Source organism: Variovorax boronicumulans, assembly GCF_040544675.1.
In the GTDB taxonomy this organism is placed as follows: Bacteria; Pseudomonadota; Gammaproteobacteria; order Burkholderiales; family Burkholderiaceae_C; genus Variovorax; species Variovorax boronicumulans_D.
The window spans coordinates 1-15,168 of sequence record NZ_JBEPKK010000023.1 but is presented as its reverse complement, the minus strand read 5'-3'; the positions used below and the strand labels follow the sequence as shown (position 1 = coordinate 15,168).

Annotated in this window: 32 protein-coding genes; 26 read left to right on the top strand and 6 right to left on the bottom strand. The window is 60.6% G+C overall.

Annotated elements, in window-relative coordinates; genetic code table 11:
• Window positions 1–115 precede the first annotated feature (115 nt).
• From ABIC90_RS26095 to ABIC90_RS26000, 20 genes are all read left to right on the top strand, one after another.
• Window positions 116–664, top strand: a complete 549-nt coding sequence (locus ABIC90_RS26095) for a hypothetical protein (protein WP_354359426.1) — start codon at window positions 116–118, stop codon at window positions 662–664.
• Window positions 665–791: 127 nt separating this feature from the next.
• Window positions 792–1,001, top strand: coding sequence for a helix-turn-helix transcriptional regulator (locus tag ABIC90_RS26090; protein ID WP_354359424.1), 210 nt, complete (start codon window positions 792–794; stop codon window positions 999–1,001).
• Window positions 998–1,189: a hypothetical protein gene (locus ABIC90_RS26085; RefSeq protein ID WP_354359422.1), complete on the top strand. Its 192-nt coding sequence runs from the start codon at window positions 998–1,000 to the stop codon at window positions 1,187–1,189. Before ABIC90_RS26090 ends, ABIC90_RS26085 begins: the two co-directional genes overlap by 4 nt.
• The gene (locus ABIC90_RS26080) at window positions 1,186–1,512 is read left to right on the top strand and encodes a helix-turn-helix domain-containing protein (protein ID WP_354359421.1); all 327 of its coding nucleotides are present in this window, start codon (window positions 1,186–1,188) and stop codon (window positions 1,510–1,512) included. Before ABIC90_RS26085 ends, ABIC90_RS26080 begins: the two co-directional genes overlap by 4 nt.
• A complete protein-coding gene (locus tag ABIC90_RS26075; protein ID WP_354359420.1) occupies window positions 1,493–2,071 on the top strand; it encodes a hypothetical protein in 579 nt (192 codons plus the stop codon). Before ABIC90_RS26080 ends, ABIC90_RS26075 begins: the two co-directional genes overlap by 20 nt.
• Before the next feature lie 17 nt (window positions 2,072–2,088).
• Entirely contained in the window at window positions 2,089–2,445 is a 357-nt protein-coding gene (locus ABIC90_RS26070) for a hypothetical protein (RefSeq protein ID WP_354359419.1), read from the top strand.
• Complete coding sequence (locus ABIC90_RS26065) at window positions 2,442–2,684, top strand: hypothetical protein (protein ID WP_354359417.1); 243 nt, start codon at window positions 2,442–2,444, stop codon at window positions 2,682–2,684. Before ABIC90_RS26070 ends, ABIC90_RS26065 begins: the two co-directional genes overlap by 4 nt.
• Window positions 2,681–3,202: a hypothetical protein gene (locus ABIC90_RS26060; RefSeq protein WP_354359415.1), complete on the top strand. Its 522-nt coding sequence runs from the start codon at window positions 2,681–2,683 to the stop codon at window positions 3,200–3,202. The genes ABIC90_RS26065 and ABIC90_RS26060 overlap by 4 nt, the downstream gene beginning before the upstream one ends.
• Window positions 3,199–3,327: a hypothetical protein gene (locus tag ABIC90_RS26055; protein WP_354359413.1), complete on the top strand. Its 129-nt coding sequence runs from the start codon at window positions 3,199–3,201 to the stop codon at window positions 3,325–3,327. The genes ABIC90_RS26060 and ABIC90_RS26055 overlap by 4 nt, the downstream gene beginning before the upstream one ends.
• A gap of 51 nt (window positions 3,328–3,378) precedes the next feature.
• Window positions 3,379–3,651 (top strand): hypothetical protein, encoded by a 273-nt coding sequence (locus ABIC90_RS26050; RefSeq protein ID WP_354359411.1) that lies wholly within the window; start codon window positions 3,379–3,381, stop codon window positions 3,649–3,651.
• A gap of 74 nt (window positions 3,652–3,725) precedes the next feature.
• Window positions 3,726–4,133, top strand: a complete 408-nt coding sequence (locus tag ABIC90_RS26045) for a hypothetical protein (protein WP_354359409.1) — start codon at window positions 3,726–3,728, stop codon at window positions 4,131–4,133.
• A gap of 9 nt (window positions 4,134–4,142) precedes the next feature.
• Window positions 4,143–4,862 carry a hypothetical protein gene (locus ABIC90_RS26040; protein ID WP_354359407.1) on the top strand — a complete coding sequence of 240 codons (720 nt, stop codon included), beginning with the start codon at window positions 4,143–4,145 and terminating at the stop codon, window positions 4,860–4,862.
• Window positions 4,862–5,035 carry a hypothetical protein gene (locus ABIC90_RS26035; RefSeq protein WP_354359405.1) on the top strand — a complete coding sequence of 58 codons (174 nt, stop codon included), beginning with the start codon at window positions 4,862–4,864 and terminating at the stop codon, window positions 5,033–5,035. The genes ABIC90_RS26040 and ABIC90_RS26035 overlap by 1 nt, the downstream gene beginning before the upstream one ends.
• Before the next feature lie 212 nt (window positions 5,036–5,247).
• Window positions 5,248–5,562 (top strand): P27 family phage terminase small subunit, encoded by a 315-nt coding sequence (locus ABIC90_RS26030; protein WP_354359403.1) that lies wholly within the window; start codon window positions 5,248–5,250, stop codon window positions 5,560–5,562.
• Window positions 5,563–5,647: 85 nt separating this feature from the next.
• A complete protein-coding gene (locus ABIC90_RS26025) occupies window positions 5,648–5,827 on the top strand; it encodes a hypothetical protein (protein ID WP_354359401.1) in 180 nt (59 codons plus the stop codon).
• A gap of 45 nt (window positions 5,828–5,872) precedes the next feature.
• Entirely contained in the window at window positions 5,873–6,100 is a 228-nt protein-coding gene (locus tag ABIC90_RS26020; RefSeq protein ID WP_354359399.1) for a hypothetical protein, read from the top strand.
• Between the two features lie 9 nt (window positions 6,101–6,109).
• The gene (locus ABIC90_RS26015) at window positions 6,110–6,265 is read left to right on the top strand and encodes a hypothetical protein (RefSeq protein ID WP_354359397.1); all 156 of its coding nucleotides are present in this window, start codon (window positions 6,110–6,112) and stop codon (window positions 6,263–6,265) included.
• A 9-nt stretch (window positions 6,266–6,274) separates the two neighbouring features.
• The gene (locus tag ABIC90_RS26010) at window positions 6,275–6,418 is read left to right on the top strand and encodes a hypothetical protein (protein WP_354359395.1); all 144 of its coding nucleotides are present in this window, start codon (window positions 6,275–6,277) and stop codon (window positions 6,416–6,418) included.
• Window positions 6,415–7,083 carry a hypothetical protein gene (locus ABIC90_RS26005; protein WP_354359393.1) on the top strand — a complete coding sequence of 223 codons (669 nt, stop codon included), beginning with the start codon at window positions 6,415–6,417 and terminating at the stop codon, window positions 7,081–7,083. The genes ABIC90_RS26010 and ABIC90_RS26005 overlap by 4 nt, the downstream gene beginning before the upstream one ends.
• Before the next feature lie 4 nt (window positions 7,084–7,087).
• On the top strand, window positions 7,088–7,483 hold the full coding sequence (locus ABIC90_RS26000; protein ID WP_354359391.1) for a DUF6950 family protein: 396 nt from the start codon (window positions 7,088–7,090) through the stop codon (window positions 7,481–7,483).
• Between the two features lie 72 nt (window positions 7,484–7,555).
• Here ABIC90_RS26000 and ABIC90_RS25995 read toward each other — a convergent pair whose 3' ends face one another.
• The 4 genes from ABIC90_RS25995 to ABIC90_RS25980 form a co-directional block, all read right to left on the bottom strand.
• Window positions 7,556–7,918 (bottom strand): Rap1a/Tai family immunity protein, encoded by a 363-nt coding sequence (locus tag ABIC90_RS25995; RefSeq protein WP_354359389.1) that lies wholly within the window; start codon window positions 7,916–7,918, stop codon window positions 7,556–7,558.
• A gap of 33 nt (window positions 7,919–7,951) precedes the next feature.
• A complete protein-coding gene (locus ABIC90_RS25990; protein WP_354359387.1) occupies window positions 7,952–8,272 on the bottom strand; it encodes a hypothetical protein in 321 nt (106 codons plus the stop codon).
• Between the two features lie 59 nt (window positions 8,273–8,331).
• A complete protein-coding gene (locus ABIC90_RS25985; RefSeq protein ID WP_354359385.1) occupies window positions 8,332–8,676 on the bottom strand; it encodes a hypothetical protein in 345 nt (114 codons plus the stop codon).
• 216 nt (window positions 8,677–8,892) lie between these two features.
• A complete protein-coding gene (locus ABIC90_RS25980) occupies window positions 8,893–9,174 on the bottom strand; it encodes a hypothetical protein (RefSeq protein ID WP_354359383.1) in 282 nt (93 codons plus the stop codon).
• Window positions 9,175–9,266: 92 nt separating this feature from the next.
• Between ABIC90_RS25980 and ABIC90_RS25975 the strand changes: the two genes are divergently transcribed.
• From ABIC90_RS25975 to ABIC90_RS25955, 5 genes are all read left to right on the top strand, one after another.
• Entirely contained in the window at window positions 9,267–9,455 is a 189-nt protein-coding gene (locus ABIC90_RS25975; protein ID WP_354359381.1) for a hypothetical protein, read from the top strand.
• 294 nt (window positions 9,456–9,749) lie between these two features.
• Window positions 9,750–10,511: an SOS response-associated peptidase gene (locus tag ABIC90_RS25970; protein WP_354359379.1), complete on the top strand. Its 762-nt coding sequence runs from the start codon at window positions 9,750–9,752 to the stop codon at window positions 10,509–10,511.
• Window positions 10,512–10,666: 155 nt separating this feature from the next.
• Window positions 10,667–10,909, top strand: coding sequence for a DUF4258 domain-containing protein (locus tag ABIC90_RS25965; RefSeq protein WP_354359491.1), 243 nt, complete (start codon window positions 10,667–10,669; stop codon window positions 10,907–10,909).
• A 3-nt stretch (window positions 10,910–10,912) separates the two neighbouring features.
• The gene (locus ABIC90_RS25960; RefSeq protein WP_354359377.1) at window positions 10,913–11,386 is read left to right on the top strand and encodes a hypothetical protein; all 474 of its coding nucleotides are present in this window, start codon (window positions 10,913–10,915) and stop codon (window positions 11,384–11,386) included.
• Between the two features lie 90 nt (window positions 11,387–11,476).
• Entirely contained in the window at window positions 11,477–11,749 is a 273-nt protein-coding gene (locus ABIC90_RS25955; RefSeq protein WP_354359375.1) for a hypothetical protein, read from the top strand.
• Between the two features lie 98 nt (window positions 11,750–11,847).
• On the opposite strand, the gene ABIC90_RS25950 is transcribed toward ABIC90_RS25955, so the two are convergent.
• Window positions 11,848–12,099 carry a hypothetical protein gene (locus ABIC90_RS25950; protein ID WP_354359373.1) on the bottom strand — a complete coding sequence of 84 codons (252 nt, stop codon included), beginning with the start codon at window positions 12,097–12,099 and terminating at the stop codon, window positions 11,848–11,850.
• Between the two features lie 10 nt (window positions 12,100–12,109).
• Entirely contained in the window at window positions 12,110–13,387 is a 1,278-nt protein-coding gene (locus ABIC90_RS25945) for a hypothetical protein (protein ID WP_354359371.1), read from the bottom strand.
• Window positions 13,388–14,248: 861 nt separating this feature from the next.
• Between ABIC90_RS25945 and ABIC90_RS25940 the strand changes: the two genes are divergently transcribed.
• The coding region (locus tag ABIC90_RS25940) for an ESPR domain-containing protein (protein WP_354359369.1) at window positions 14,249–15,168 on the top strand (920 nt) is incomplete at its 3' end.

Sequence of the window (15,168 nt, the reverse complement as noted above, 5' to 3'; positions counted from 1 at the left end):
TAGGCTGATCCCCGAAAACCTGTGAACCTGGCGGGCTGGCGCGGCACTTTCACAGGTGCGTGAGGTACGCAATATGAGAAAAACAGACAGAGGCGCCCGCACGCCTGAGACAGAGGTGGCCGCGATTCTCGCGCGCTTGGAGGGTTGGTATCAATGGCTTTTTGCCAGCAGTCAACCCGGCAAAAATGCGGTGCTAGAGCAACACTTCATGCCGGCGTGGGAGAACGCTGCAACGGACGGGGATAGTCTGGCCGCAGCATTCGTCAAAGTGCAAACAGATACGTCTGAAGAGGACCGACGCGACATGCCGGCGCCCCTTATGGTCGGCTTTGAAATCACCGTGGCCTATTGCGTGCAAGCATTGAAGGCGTTCCGACGCGGAGAGTCGAATCTCGCCTGGACATTCGTTCTTGACGCTGAGCGACAGTCGGAGTTCGTCGCCTTCACGGAATACAGCCGCGAACATAGCCAAAGAACCAAAGAAGGCGTGCAATTCGCGCTAGAGGCCCGACACGCCGAAAACCGACTTTATCGAGAAGAAGTGCGAGTCCGGTATCTCGCTGAGAGAGAGAACTTTTCGAGCAAAGATGACGCCGCTATCCGGTTCGTCAAGGATTTCCCAAGAGAGTTCAGCACGATCCGGGGATGGCTCAAGGGGCTTTAGCCTGAAGTCTGCGGCGGAGCCTACATAGGCTCCGCCAGAGCACCCGAGTCCTGCGCGGCACACAGGCTGTACCCCAAGACAAGGGAAAAACACACTGCATCCATCCAAACAAGTACGGATGAATGCAATGCAACTGAATCGCACCAAGCCGGAAGCCCCGGTCTACATTCAAGGCCCACGCCTGCGGCAGCGCTGGGGCATCTCCAACTCCACGTTTTACGAGAAGCTCAAGGCCGGGGTGATCCCCGCGCCTGAATACCCGTTCGGCCCATCGAAGCCGTACTGGCGCATGGAGGCGATAGAGCGCTTCGAAGATGCCAGCAAGGTGGGCGCATGAGCACCGCCGACAAGGCCCTCAGCACATTGCAGGCGCGCGCCGCGCTGGCCGGCATGACGTGCACCCTCACCGAGGCCGGGAACGTCGTCCTCGCCCGCCTCGGCGGCGCCTGGATCTTCAGCACGATCGACAAGGCCGACACCTGGCTCGACCGCCTTGACCAACCGTCGACGGAGGTGCCAGCATGAAGCCCAAAAAGACGAAATCCTCGGCCGGTTCCAGCGGCACAGGGACTCCAAAGGTCAGCAGCTTGCAGGGCGAGTCTAAGTCGACCGCCACCGAAGTGCAATTGGCGAAGCTGCTGGCTCGCCTGCGCCACCGCCCGCACCACACCCACGAGCTTCGCCAGTGCGGTATCAGCCACCCGGCCGGCCGGGTGCTCAACCTCATGGAGCGCGGCTTCCTGATCGAGTCGGCTCGCGTGACCACGGTGGACTCGGACGGTTTCCAGCACCACGGCGTGGCCCTCTATTCGCTGATCGCCGAGCCGAATGGCCAACAGCCGCAATAGCGGCAAGAAGGGCGATACCGGACGCGATTCGGGCGGCTTCATCGCGCTGCCCTGGTCCGTCATGGACAGCGCCGCTTACGCCGCCCTCAGCCACCCGGCACGCTCGCTGCTGTTGGAGATCGCGCGTCAGTTCGTGCGCGACAACAACGGGCGACTGCTCGCGTCGCGCAGCTACCTGGCAAAGCGCGGTTGGCAGAGCGCGGCCGTGATTCATCGAGCAAAGAACGATCTGCTTGAAGCCGGCTTCATTCACGAGACGGTGAAGGGCCATCGACCAAACAGAGCGGGTTGGTACGCGGTGACGTGGCGTGCCCTGGATCGGTTGCCGGGCTACGACGAAGGGGCCGCCGCGTCATTCGTGCGCGGTGCCTATCAAAACGCGAGCCTTAGTCCGTCTGGCGGACTAGAGAAGGCCGTCATTGGTCCGTCTCGCGGACTAGAGGACCCCCCGCCTAGTCCGTCTCGCGGACCTATCAAGGCCACTTTCGACGCTTCGCCTAGTCCGTCTCGCGGACACCATCTAGAGAAGCCATCTGCAGTACCTGCAACGACGCATTGAACGAAGGATTGAAGATCATGAAAAAGAATCACGCAGTCTCAGTGACTGCCTTGCATCAAAACCCACCACCGGCCTTCATGCCCGTCGAGGGCCAAGCGATGGCTTGCTTGATCGGGGGCTCGGTGGATCGCATCGCGGATGTTTACCTGGTCGAGCCCTCGGCCCGGCACCCGCGCTTCTTCTTCGTCAGCCACCTGAGCGACTGCCACATGCGCGTCGACTATTCGACCAAGCCCATGCGGGCGGACTTCGTTGAAGTGTGGCTGAAGGCAGAGGGGCTGTCCGACCCCGCCAGCGCATCGTGGAAAGCCCAAGCGTGCGAAGGCGTCTACAAGGCCGGCCAGTCGCTGCACGCGGTATTGGGGGCAGCATGAAAAAGTGGATCGCTAACCGACACATCAATCGGATTTCCCATCGCCCGCTGGAGACGTTTGAGGTTCGCAACCCGCAGATCTTCGGCCTGTCCAGAAAGGTCTTCGACTCTTGGGCGGAGGCGCACGAATGGTTGCTCGAATGTAGACGTCTTGCCGTGACCAAGCGCCGCCGCGATCTGAAGAACGCCGAGCGCCAGCTCTTGGCCGCACTGGCGATGAAGCCGAAGGAGGCAGCATGAAGATTCCAGAACTGAGCATTGAGTGCACGAACGACGGCCTGATCGAACTGGAGCAGCAGAACAGCCTGGACGAGCCGGACCGCATCCAGATTCACCCGCTGCACCTGCGTCACATGGCCGAAAGTCTGGGGCTCGTCCGCGAAATGTCCGCATCGGAAGCGGACGCATTGCGGATGGTCGACAAGCTGGCCCGCCGGCTGAAAGTGCTGCACGAGCGCATCACGCAGATGGATCGATGGCTGTGGGAACACCCAGACCACGAGAACGCCGACATCAGCACCGAGATCTGGTACAGCGCCGCCACGATGGAACTGTCGACCGAGTTCCAGGCCGAGATCGAAGAGTCGCGCGCGGTTGTCACGCCACGTCGCGCAGATTTCTCTGATTCTGTCCGCGATGCGTCACGCACTGAGCGTGACAAAAGCAGGACCGAGATCAGGCCGCTTCAACACACCCAAAAACGGGATGCTTCGAGCACTGCTCCGAGCACGCCCGCGCAGAAGGAGCTACTCGCATGACCGACATCAACGTAGGGCTCGCGTTCGCCGGCTATCTCTCCAACCCCTGCGCCGAGACGATTGAGGCCGTGGTGGTCGCACTGGAGGGCCAGTTGCTGCAGAAGATCTTCAGGGGCGCGCGATGAGTCGCCCGGAAACGACGAACCACGGGCGCGGGCCTGTGATCCGGGGGCGCCATGAAGCGCGGTGACTTCGCCGGGACCATCCGTCAGATGCAGGCGGCGCTGGCTGAGTTGCTGGAATTTGCTGAGCGCATGGACGGTGAAGGTGACAAGCCTCGGCAGCCCCTGAACTGCAAGTACAGCAGCGCTGACAAAGAGCGTTGGCGCCACATGGCAGCCCAGCCGGACCTAATGCGCCTGCCCACGAACCGCGGGAAAGCCAAGGCGATCGCCTACCGAGAGAAGCTTCCGCCCGCTGCGATCGAAACCATCCGCAAGTCGATCTGAAGATTCTGGGTAACCAGACTAATTACCCAATCTACCCATTGCAAAGTAGTCCTACTGATTGATTGAAAGTCACCATGACCAAAGCCTTTGAAGACCTCAAGAATCGCGTCTTGGAACAAGAAGCGCTGCTTGAAGTCGAGCGCAAGCGCCTAGCCGACGCCACGGACGACGTGCTGGGCACTCTCTCGCTGCTCCGCATCAAGTTCGGCCTCCCGCCGAGCGCTCGCTCACTAGCGAAGTACGGCAGGCCCACTTCGACACTGGTGAGTTCGTCGTCAAAGCCCCAAACCAAGAGTGCAGACGGCACGGTGGAGCAACGGCGCCGGGACGCGCAGCTTCTGATCAAAAAAATGGGCTACGTGGTCCAACGCAAAAGCGCTCCCTGGGGTCCTGTTTTCCACATCAGCGGCCCCGATTTCAGCGAGCACTTCATGGATCTGGGTGACTTCGACGGCACCGACAACAAAGCAATCGTCAACTAAGGAGTCATCATGTTCTTCAAGAAATCCGCACAGACCCAATTCCTCGACCGTCTCAAGGCTGCACCCGTGGTGCAAGAAGCCATGCGCGAGATCGAGGCCAACGAGCTGGCCGACCGCCAGGCACTGATCGCCGAGATGGCCGCACTGGGCACCACCCTTCGGACGTTCACCACGATGCGCAGCAAGCGCGAGGCCGAGATCAATGCCGAGATCCTCTTGGTCGAGAAGCGCCGCAACGAACTCGGCCTGGAACTTAACGATCTCGATGCGACCGGCTCGCGCATCCGCAGCACGAACAACCGCGAGCTCGCCGCGCTCAAGGCGCAAATCAAGGCCGGCGCCGATCCGCGCATCAACAACTTCGAGATGTGGGCGCACTATGCCTACCGCTTGGCGTCCGACCAGGTGGGCATGAACGGCAGTCATCACAAGCTGTTTATGGTCGAACAAGGGTCCGAGAAGCGCGTTGCCCTGGATCATCGGTTGCAGTCGGAGTCGCTTGTGCGTCTTGGCCACATGGTGATGGACAGCGTTGCCCGCGCCGATGCGATGCGCCTGGAAGCAGCCTTGCCCGCCGACGTGATGCTCGAGCTCGAATCGATGGCAGCAGCTATCCGGATCGAGTACTCCAGCCAGCCCAAGACGCAGGCCCTGCAGGCTGACTTCCTGGCCCGCATCCCCGGTGTCATGGTCATGGAGGTGAACGACATCAACGAGGCCGTGCAGTAATGGACTCGGTCGAGTGGCGCGCTTACGTCCTGCACGAGCTGGCCGCGCTCGGCGTGACCGTCGAGAAGTTGCCCAGCGGGGTGATGCGCCTGACCAACAGGCACGCCTACCTGATGACCTCCGACCTGATCCACATCACGCGCTCGGACCTCCGAACGTTCGAAGGCCGGTAGGTCGAGATGGCCAAAGCCCTCCAGCACACCCACGAGCGTGAAGCCACAAGCCCCTCAGCGCGGGCCGATCGCATGCCCTGCGGCCTCCTGACGCGGGCAGGGGGCACCCGGCGGTGGGTAGGGGGGTCAAAAGTCGCCGCCCCCGACCTGCCGGAAACCACATGGTTCCGCACGCGCGTTGTGCCGCGGGCATTTTTCCTGATTTTTGGCCTATGACGACTCGAAAACGACCCCCTCGGACCAAAGCGCCCGCTGGCCTGAGCAGTGAAGCTCGCGCGCTCTGGACCGCTACCAACGACGAGTACTCCTTCGAGACGGCGGCCGACTTCGCGCTGTTGTGCCAACTTTGCGAGACCCTGGACCGCCTGCGCGAGATTCAGCGCGCGATCAAGACGGGCGGCCTGATGGTCGCAGGCTCGCAAGGCCAGTTGCGCATGAACCCGCTATTGCAGGCTGAAGAGGCTGCTCGGCGAACCATCCTCGCGCACGTCCGCGCACTTCGGTTGACGTCAACCCTGGAGATCTGAAATGCCGACCCTTGATCGCAGACCACGCGCCCGCCGAGCAACCGCGGATGAACCCCCACTGCGTGGCTTAGCCCTCATGCGGGCCATGCATGAAGCCAAGGGCGACCCGCAGAAGTGGGCGGACCTTCGACCGCGTGCGCTTCGAGGCATGGCCACCGGAACGCTCACCCGTGAACAAGCGGCGCTGATCTACGACGCCTACGGCCGCAAGCCTATGTACATGCCTCGCCTGCCGCCGATCTCCGCCCAGGAGCCAGAAGAATGACCCGCGCGCGGTGGCCGGTGGGATGCCCGGTACGCAGGCAGAGGGGTGTCTTTGAACGCGGGTGGCCTGGCGAGGCCTCTGCCGGGCGTCGTGAAGAGGCGCCTCAATCGGATCGCGCATGCCGCCGCGCTGCGACACGAGGCTGAGGTGCGCGAGACGGCCCTGCAAGCCCTGGCGGCTCTCGCCGCAAATGGCGCTGGTGTGGCCGAACTCAACGCACACCTGGATCAACTTGATCCAACCAGCGACGACGCTCACTCGAACATCAACTGAAAGAAACGAATGTCCCAAGTCATCGGTCAAGGAGTCATCGAAGTGGCAGTTGACGGCATGTCCACGCGCGAGTCCGAGCTCTACACGCTCACGCGCAAGGACGCGCCAGGCGCAAGCATCAAAAAGTTCGGTGCGCTCGATCGCGTGGCCGGCATTTTTATTTGAAAGGACACCATGCCTCAAGCTCTAGTCCCAGTCATCGCTAACCTCGGCGCGGCAATCGGCGGCGTCACCGGCGCAGTACTCATCATGAACGCCACCGCCATTGCAGTCGGCTCGACCATCATGGGCAGCGCAACTTTGAAAGGTCCCAAATGAGTCTGGTCAACATCTCTCTCACGCCGCATCGCGCACTCATCTCGGTTGACACTGAAACCGGGAACCCAAACGGCGAGTTCGGTGAAGGCAGCAAGATGACGCTGCTGCCTCACTGCAATATCGTTCTTGCAATACGCGGCACAACCTTTCTGCTGGCCACCGCCTTCTCAAACGCGGTGATGGCGTGGCCATCCGACTTCGAGACTATCGAAAAGAACATGCCTACCGTCATGACGCAGTCGATCGACTACATGCGCGCCAACGCTGCGCAGATGTTCCCAAACACGCAGATCGACCAGGACGACCATCGCAACGTGGCAGAGCAGAACGTGACGATGGTGGGCTACTCGGCAAGCCGCGGGCGCATGGCGGCTGTGGTGTTCTCGACCTCGCGCAGCAGCGCGGAGGTGGACTCCTACGAGATCGAAGAGGTCGATGCGAACGCCTCCCCATGGTCCGAAGACTGGGAAGAAGACATGTTCGATCCAAACACCCCCGAACTCATGCTGTCGCTTGCGAAGTTCCAGCGGGAGCGCGTCAAAGCGATCGTTCCAGACGCACCGATTGGTGGCAGGCTGCTGCTGTGCGAGCTCACCAAGGACGAGGCGAAGTTCTCGAGCCTGGGTGTGTTGCACTCTGCGCGCGGATCGGAAGCAGAAGGCTAAGGCGATGCGTCTCACTGACTGGCAGTTGCGCTATTCGGAGTTTGCCCATGCGCGCGTGAACATGCCGTTTGCCTGGGGCTCGAATGACTGCTGCTCGTTCGCAGCTGCTGCCGTCGAGGCGCTGACCGGCCGCAATCCGATGCCGGGCGCGGCGCCCTACGCCAGTGAGATCGGGGCGGCAAAGCTGATTGCCCGCGCGGGCGGCCTGAAGGAACTTGCGAGCCAGTATCTAGGCGAACCGGTATCGCCCCTGATGGCCGGCGTGGGCGATGTGCTCTTGGTGGTAAACGAGGGGCGAGAGATGCTCGCGGTCTGCAACGGCGTCAACGCGATGGCGCCGGCGGAGTCTGGCATGGTTGCCCTCTGCATAACCGCCGCGACCGCCGCCTGGAAGATTTGATCTAGACGCCGAAGGGCTAGACACCGCCGACTGACCGCAGTCAACGCTTCACCGGCTCGCCGGCATGGACGTTCAGCGCTTCGCCGCGCAGGGATAGGCTGTAGCTAAAGCGTTGGCGACTAGGCTGGGGCCGTTGAAGTGGCGATGCTGCGGATTTTGCTGAAGCCAGACCTTCACCACGTCGCCGAGTTGTCCGGCTGTAGCTCTATTTGGCACGTCAAAGCAGGCGTAGAACATGCCGTTTGAGCCAGGCAATGCCTTCAGCGACTCTGCGGAATCGACGACGCCCATCACGTAAGCGCGCGAGGCCGCTACGTCGAGCGGGTGCCCTTCAAATCCCGTGAGAAGCTTGTTTCCATCCATAAAGGCTGCCGCAGCGTACATGGAAGCGCAGCACAGGAGAAGTGCCGGCAATGAGAGGTGCTTGATCGCCATGGTCTTACTCAGATCGGGGGGGGGGCGGACGGCTTAGCGCGCAGTCATCCTCAGCTCGAAGGATTGATTGCCAGGATCACTCAGCCACTGCTTTGCGAGTTCATCTGCGTGTTTGTGCGCTTTGATCCATTGCCTGGCCTTATCGAGTTGTTCTTCAAGCATCTCTGCTGGCTGGAGAAGGTCGCTCTCCTTCCACGCGGAATAGCAGGCAAGCAGGTGGTGCGTGCTCGTGAACTGTTCTTCGAGTTCGCTGAGGTAGACCTGCCCAGCGACCATCATGTCCTTGACGGTCGGCTGGCTACCCATCACCGACGCGGATATGAGGCGCCCTGAGAAGGTCGAGACATTCTTCATGCCTCAAGTATGTGCTACTTTTGGTTTCAACTGTGTTTTGTCGCTGCAGGCCCTGCGCGTCAGTCGTCTTTGCTGCGGGCCATGGGCAACACATGCCACACCTGCCGGTGCTCGCACGTTCGCGACTGGGCATCGATGGTCTGTGTGTCGAGTTCCGTGCCCGATAGCAGAAATCCAGGCCCTTTGTACGGCAGGATGACTGGATCGGAGATCCGCCCGGCCGAGCGAGCTTGAGGCACCCCCCAGTGCTCGAAAAGCATCACCTCAACCAGGTTGCGCTTGGAATTGTTCTTGTCGCGATCAGAGTCGCGGATCAATACCGTCACACGCACCGGCGCCACGCGCTCGCGTTTCAAGAGGCGCACGCCGTCGCGCATCAAGAACGTGACTTCGGCGAAGAACACGGCTCGTCCTCGATCTGCGACTTGGGCGGCAGCTCCTGAATCTCGTGCATCACGGCGCGGATGTGATCGCCCGCGTTGCGATCCCAGTCGCCGTACAAGTCGCCTATGCGCGCGCAGCGACCGGCAACCCGGTCTGCGAAGTCTCGCAGAGAGGGGCGCATTGCGTCTTGCAGCCCGAGCTCGCCTGTCTGCCGCGCCATTTCAAGAAGCTCTTCCTCAATCGTTGCGCCAGGCATCACGTTCGAGCCTCCACCCCGGCGGCGCTTGGACCCCCGGCTGCATCCACTCGGGTGAGCTCATTCCCGGACGAGGCTCCGCTTTTCCGTCAGGAAATACCTGCCGGAACGCGACCGTCGACGGGTTCTCCTCGGCGTGACTGCCGGAGAGTTCCCAAGCCTCTTCCCAGAAATCATCAGCCGAGGCCCTGGGTTCGAGTTGGAGCATCGCATCGATGTACTTGTCGAACCATTCGCTGCGAGCAGCTTTCACTTTACTCATGGCTTTCTCCAGTTAGGTTTCCACATCGCGCCACGCAAAACTTGCGTGTCATTACTGGATAAATATACAGTAGTCCGCCTAAAATGGAAGCCATGGACAGCACGCCAGTGAACGTTTGGATCGCCGCCTGCGCGCACCGGTTGCAGCAGCAATGGCACACGATCGACCCCCTTGAACTGGAGGATGTCGCGCGCGATCTCTGGCGCGACGAACGCCTGCGAGCGATGCCCCCTGACGAGGCTGCAGTTGATTGGCCTCAGCCAGTCAACGAAGTGGAGTAGATTGTGAATTTCGACGAAAGCACAAACCAGCAAGGGAGCCTGCATGCCAATGGATTTGCTCTGGCGTATTGAAGACGCCTCGTTCCCTCTGGCGGTGCGATCTGAGGGCGACATCCAATGCGCAGCGGTCCTTGCCGCCGCTGAGTTCATCGAGGCTGTGTTGCCGCCTTCGAAAAGTGAGGGCGTCCCCGAGCGGGCGGCGGTGATTTTGAGAATCACGCCCCTTGGACGCACGGAATTGAATCGGTTGCGAAAGAAGACCGAGCCTAGCTCACTCCCGTAGGGCGCACCGCAATGTGCACGCGCTACATCTCCCCTGAAGACCGTGAGATCGAGGATTTCTGGCGCATCGACCGCAAGAAGCAGCGGCCGAAGGACTGGAAGAACCTGCTGGCTGTCTTCCCGCTGTCGATGGCGTCGTTTATCCGACGGGCCGATGAAGTCGAGTACGAGCGCGAACTGGTGGTGGGGCAGTGGGGAATGATTCCGCCCTGGTCGACTTCGAACGTTCCCGCCACGAAGCCGAAGAAGGGCGAGGAAAAGGGAAAGCGCTTGAGCACCGTCAACGCGCGCACGGAAGGCATGGAGAAGTCGCCGACCTACCGGGACGCATGGGCGCGGGGCAAGCGCTGCATCATTCCCGCGGCCAGCTATGACGAGCCGAACTGGGAGACAGGGAAGAACGTCTGGTGGCGCTTCCGCCGAGCGGATGGTGCGCCGTGGGGGCTGGCCGGGCTGTGGGACACCTGGACAGATCACGAGACGGGCCTGGTGTGGGACAGCTACACCATGCTGACCATGAACGCGGATGGCCATCCGCTGATGGGTCGCATGCACAAGCCCGACCCGAAGCTGCCCGCCGATCAGCAGGACAAGCGCACGGTCATTCCGGTCGAGGCACACGACTTCGACCGCTGGCTCACCTGCACTGTCGAAGAGGCGCGGGCGATGTTGTCGGTGCCACAGGTCGAGCTGTTCAATGCAGCCCCGGACGGTGGCCACAGCAGCGTCCCTGAAAAGCCGTCTCGAAGGTGGGCGATCAGAAAGGGCATGTGACCTTTGATTGACAAGGCTGTTCAAACGAACAGCCCCATCGTCTCAACAAAACGGTAATATCGGACCTATCAAAATGATAGGTAGCCGGCTTGGCAGCTCCTTCTCAGAGGCAGATCGAAAAACACATCCGAACGAGCGCCAGCGATTCGTGGAATGTGTCTTTTTTGCCTCACGCGCGACAGCGTATGCGCAAGCGTCACGTCAACGACCAGATGGTGTTTGAGGTGCTTACCAGCGGGAACTTGATTCTCCCGCCCGAACCTGACATGCGGTCATTGGCAATTCGCTGCCGGATGGCTCGTTTCGTTGCGGGGATGGAAGTAGCAGTGGTTGTCGCGGTCGAGTTTCCGTCGCCGGATTTGGTTGTTATTACCGTGTTGGATATTCAAAAGGATTGAGCCATGTATCACTACACAGACGGCGGACTCCGCAATGTGTGGCTTGCTAACGGCTACGAAATCAGGAAGACCCCCTATGGCGAAGCAGTCGCGTTTAGAGACGCCGATGGGCTTTCTCGTGCTATTTGCATCGCGCTGACGAGCAAAGCAGGGACACTTACGGGTGCAGAGTTTCGCTACGTTCGTTCGGGCGGGATGTTGCTATCCCAGCCAGCACTCGGGAAGCTGATCGGTGCGGATGGCCAGTCTGTTGCTCGGTGGGAGAAAACCGGCAAGGTTCCGCGTTGGGCAGACAAGCTGATCCGCTTGCTGTTTGCCGCCTGCAACGATGGGAACGAACCGATCAGCAAAGCGATCGAGCGCGTGAAGACGGTCGAACGCCTAGTCAAGCAGAAGATTGTCGTCAAGGAGAGCCAGGGCCATTGGACGCCGAAGATCAAGGTCGAGTCTGAGAAAGCGGAACTGGAAGCAGCCTAGAGAACGGCCCTTCGGGGCTGTTTTTCATTGTGGCCTTGTTCGTCGCCACGGAAGAACCCGGCGAAAGGCGAATGAGAACTCGGCTTCACCATGCTCACAATCAACGCCGACGATCATCCGCTGCTCAAGCACAGGCACCGCCCGGATCGGAAGCGGCCGCCGCACATGCAGGACAAGCGCATGGTGGTCATCCTGCCGCAGGCCCAGTTCGAGCCTTGGCTCGACGTGCCGCCTAAGGACGCGAGGGAGTTCATGCTGCAGTACCCGGCGGATCGGCTCACGATGACGCCGGAGCCGCTGCCGCCGAAGGCAGCAAAGCCGAAAGTACCACCAGCACCACCTCCCGAACCGCTGTTGGTGTAAGTTGCGGCGCCATGGTGGCCAAGCGGTTGCTAACCTGCGCTAACGTCGCCCGAGAAAAAGCCCGCTCGAGGCGGGCTGCGTGCCAAGAGATGACTCGTTTATTTTCGTGTGATGCTTGCTAGGCTCGTACTGGAAGGCGTTTTAGAAGCAACGAGACGCTGTTTTAGGCTTGCGCCCTTGCGAGCCCATTGGACCAGCGGCGTGCTCTCGGTGCGTGCGTCCTTCGCACGCTCATCCTCGGCAAAAGCTTTGTACATTGCGACGCGGCTATCAGTATGACCTGTGTGCGCGCTAATGTCGCCGAGCTTGGCCGGCGGCTTTGTGGAGAGATATTGATCGAATTTGCTCATCAGGTTTCCCTCAATCAAACGAGTGGTTCAGTCTTGCCGCGTATCGCATGTTCAGTTCAGGGTCGAAGTAGTGCTTGCGCTTGATCCAGACAAGTCCTTCGTTCTTCGAAATGGCCGCCACGTCGATGGGGCCGCCAACAGTTTCCGAGGCTGACGTCACGCGCTCCTTGAGAGATTGCAGGCCGAGGAGCGATTCAGCAAGATGCGCCATCTCCCCGACGCTCAAGCTCTGTAGGACCCCCACCAGGGGGCTGAAGTTCTCTTTCCAGTTCGCCTTTTTCCACTCCATCGTAAAGGAATCATGGCACAAAGCAGAAATCTCTTGCCTCCTGTCTGGCGCTATGTTGATCCCTTCGGCGTCAAGCTTGGCGAATACATCGGCAATCGCATCGCGGCTCTTCGCATTGATGATCTCTTCAAGCGACTGACCGAAACCGTCTGTGAACACATCGATCATTGAAGATTGCGCGAGCGGTTGGATCATCGCGTGATTCGTGTGGGTAACCTCGTACTCACCCCCGACTTTGAAATACAGCTCGTCACCGACGTGGCCGAACACGTCAAGCCTGGTGTATGCGGGAAATATCTGAATCTCGCCATAGCCGGTAACTGCAATGCCGGAGTGCGAAGTGAAGAGCATTTCCGGGAGCATGTAGCGGAACTTGTGCCCAAGAGCTGCGAGTTGCGCAGCGTCGACCGCCGCAAGGACAGGGTCTGCGTCAAGCTGGGCTTGAGCGCGAGCCGTCCACAGATCAAGATCCGCTAGCAGTTGATCAAGGGGACCCCGAGTCAGCGGAGCTTCTACTCCCCGGCGCTCAAGGATCACGTCCCAAGCTGTCGCCTGAGCCGCCCAAGCGGCTTGTCGGTCAGCCATTACCACGGTGAGGTCCATGATCTCGGGCGCCTTGGACAGGAGGTGCTTTGTCGTCTCCGCGATCGCCCTGTCAAACTGCGCGATGGCCCAGTCAGCCCTCAAGGAGAGTGGAAATAGAACGGCATGAGCTTGTAGAAAACCCGCAAGCGCTGCTGCATAGTCTTTGACATGCGGAAAAAGCTCAAGCGCGAGGTGCCTTCGAAACATCTTCAATGCCAACTCCCATGGCACTTCGTCTATGCTCGCAGAGCCATAAATTGCCGCTGCGACAGAGCCATGTTTCGTCAGCTCGAAGATTTTGTTGGCCGTCTTTGAGTAGCGAGGGTGCTCGCCCCCTCCGCCGGATGTTGTCACTGCACTGTCAGCGCCAATGACTACGGCTCGTTTGTTCAGAATTAGCACTTCACTAGTCATTCGGGCTCCATCCGCTCATAACGTATTGTCACAATCGGGCGGGGAATCCATGGTCACGTAAACGCCAAGATTTATGCGTTCTGCGGGCAATTGATGAAATCGCCAATGGTGGTAGGGATGAGGGGAGAGCGAGAAAATAATCTCGTAACCCGCGTGGATGCTGAATACTGTGCGGACACACTCTCCGCCAGCCATCGATGTCCCTCATCGACGCTCGGCCAGTTCGATACCCTTACCCATCCATGTACCCATCCGTCGGCAGTGCGACTGGGTGAGGCGTGCTGACATTACTCCGCTGTCCCTTGCTCGTCGTAGCGGAACACGAGGGACGCACAAGCACAGTTTCACTGTGACCCTGCCGACCGCGGACCAACGCAAGGCCCAGAGACGTATCTAACCGGCGCCGCGCGAGCGGGCTTGCGGTTAGCCCTGCCAGAGCTCACCGAACCGATGACTGGCAAGCTCGCAGGACCACTGCAACTGGCATCGCCCGCGCAGTGGCAGCGTCGCGCCTATCTTCAGACTCAGTGCCCTGCAACATGACGCAAGGCTCGACCACGCGATCTGTCTGCGAGCCGTGCGCCCCGGCCTGTGCGCCGTTCCCTGTTTAGACCTACAAGCCCGTCTCGCTTTGACAACACGGCAACGATGCCTGGTCAAAGATCGCAGGTTTTGTGTGAAGTTGTCGACATTGTTAAAACAATGTCAAACATGTTCATGCAGCCCCTGGCGCTTGTTACATATGCTTGCGCGCTCACGCTCGGCGCTCCGGCACAGAGGGTTGTTCGGCATACCCGTTCTTCCTGATCTTGGCTGAGACAGCGTCTCTACACCGCTGCGGCGGGATCAACCAGGAACATCATGAACAAAGTATTTCGCATCGTTTGGAACGATGCTCTTGCGGCATGGACGGTCGCTTCGGAGTTGAGCCGCGGTCATTCGAAGGCGCGCGCCGCCGCCAGCGCTGCAGCCTCGGCGGTGGTCGTTGCTCTGGCAGCCGTGTCAATGCCGGCCGCGGCGGATTGCGTGGCCACGGGTGCGGCCATCGCCTGCGGTGCGGCAGGGGGAACGCAAGGCACGACCGTCGGGACGGGACCGGCCACTGCTGACAACACCTCGGTGGATGTCCAGTCAGGTGCATTGGTCAGCACAGGCAACAGCACCGCAATCAGCCTTGGCAACAATGCCGTCATCACGGTTCGCAATGGCGCCACGGTCCAGAACAGCTCCGCCTCCGGCGATAGTCCATACGGCGGCATCGGCGCCAATACCGTCGAGTTCAACAGCAACAGCACCCTCACCATCGAGCAGGGCGCGAACGTCTTCGCAGATGGGACTGCAGGCAATTCCGAGGCGGTCAATCCCATCGGCAGCGGCAATACGATCATCAATCACGGCACTGTGCGATCGACGCATGCGGCGATCTGGTTCCAGGCGGCCTCTGGCAACAACACCGTTGTCAACACCGGCACGATGGAAGCGGGCTATGTGGCCGGCATCGGCAATCCGGGCACGGCAGCAGTGTTCGGCGCGAACGGCACCTCGGCCGTGGACTTCACCAACAGGGGCAGCGTCATCGGATCGCTCTTCTTCGCCAACGGCAATGATGCGCTGCATGTCTACACGGGGTCCTCGATCACCGGCAACATCAGTGGCGGAGGCGGAGCCAACCTTCTGACCCTCGAAAGCGCGGACGGCGCCGCGGCCACCTTTGCGCCACTCTCCCTGGGCGGATTCCAGACGCTGCAGAGCAACGCCGGGATTTGGTCCTTCAACGTGGC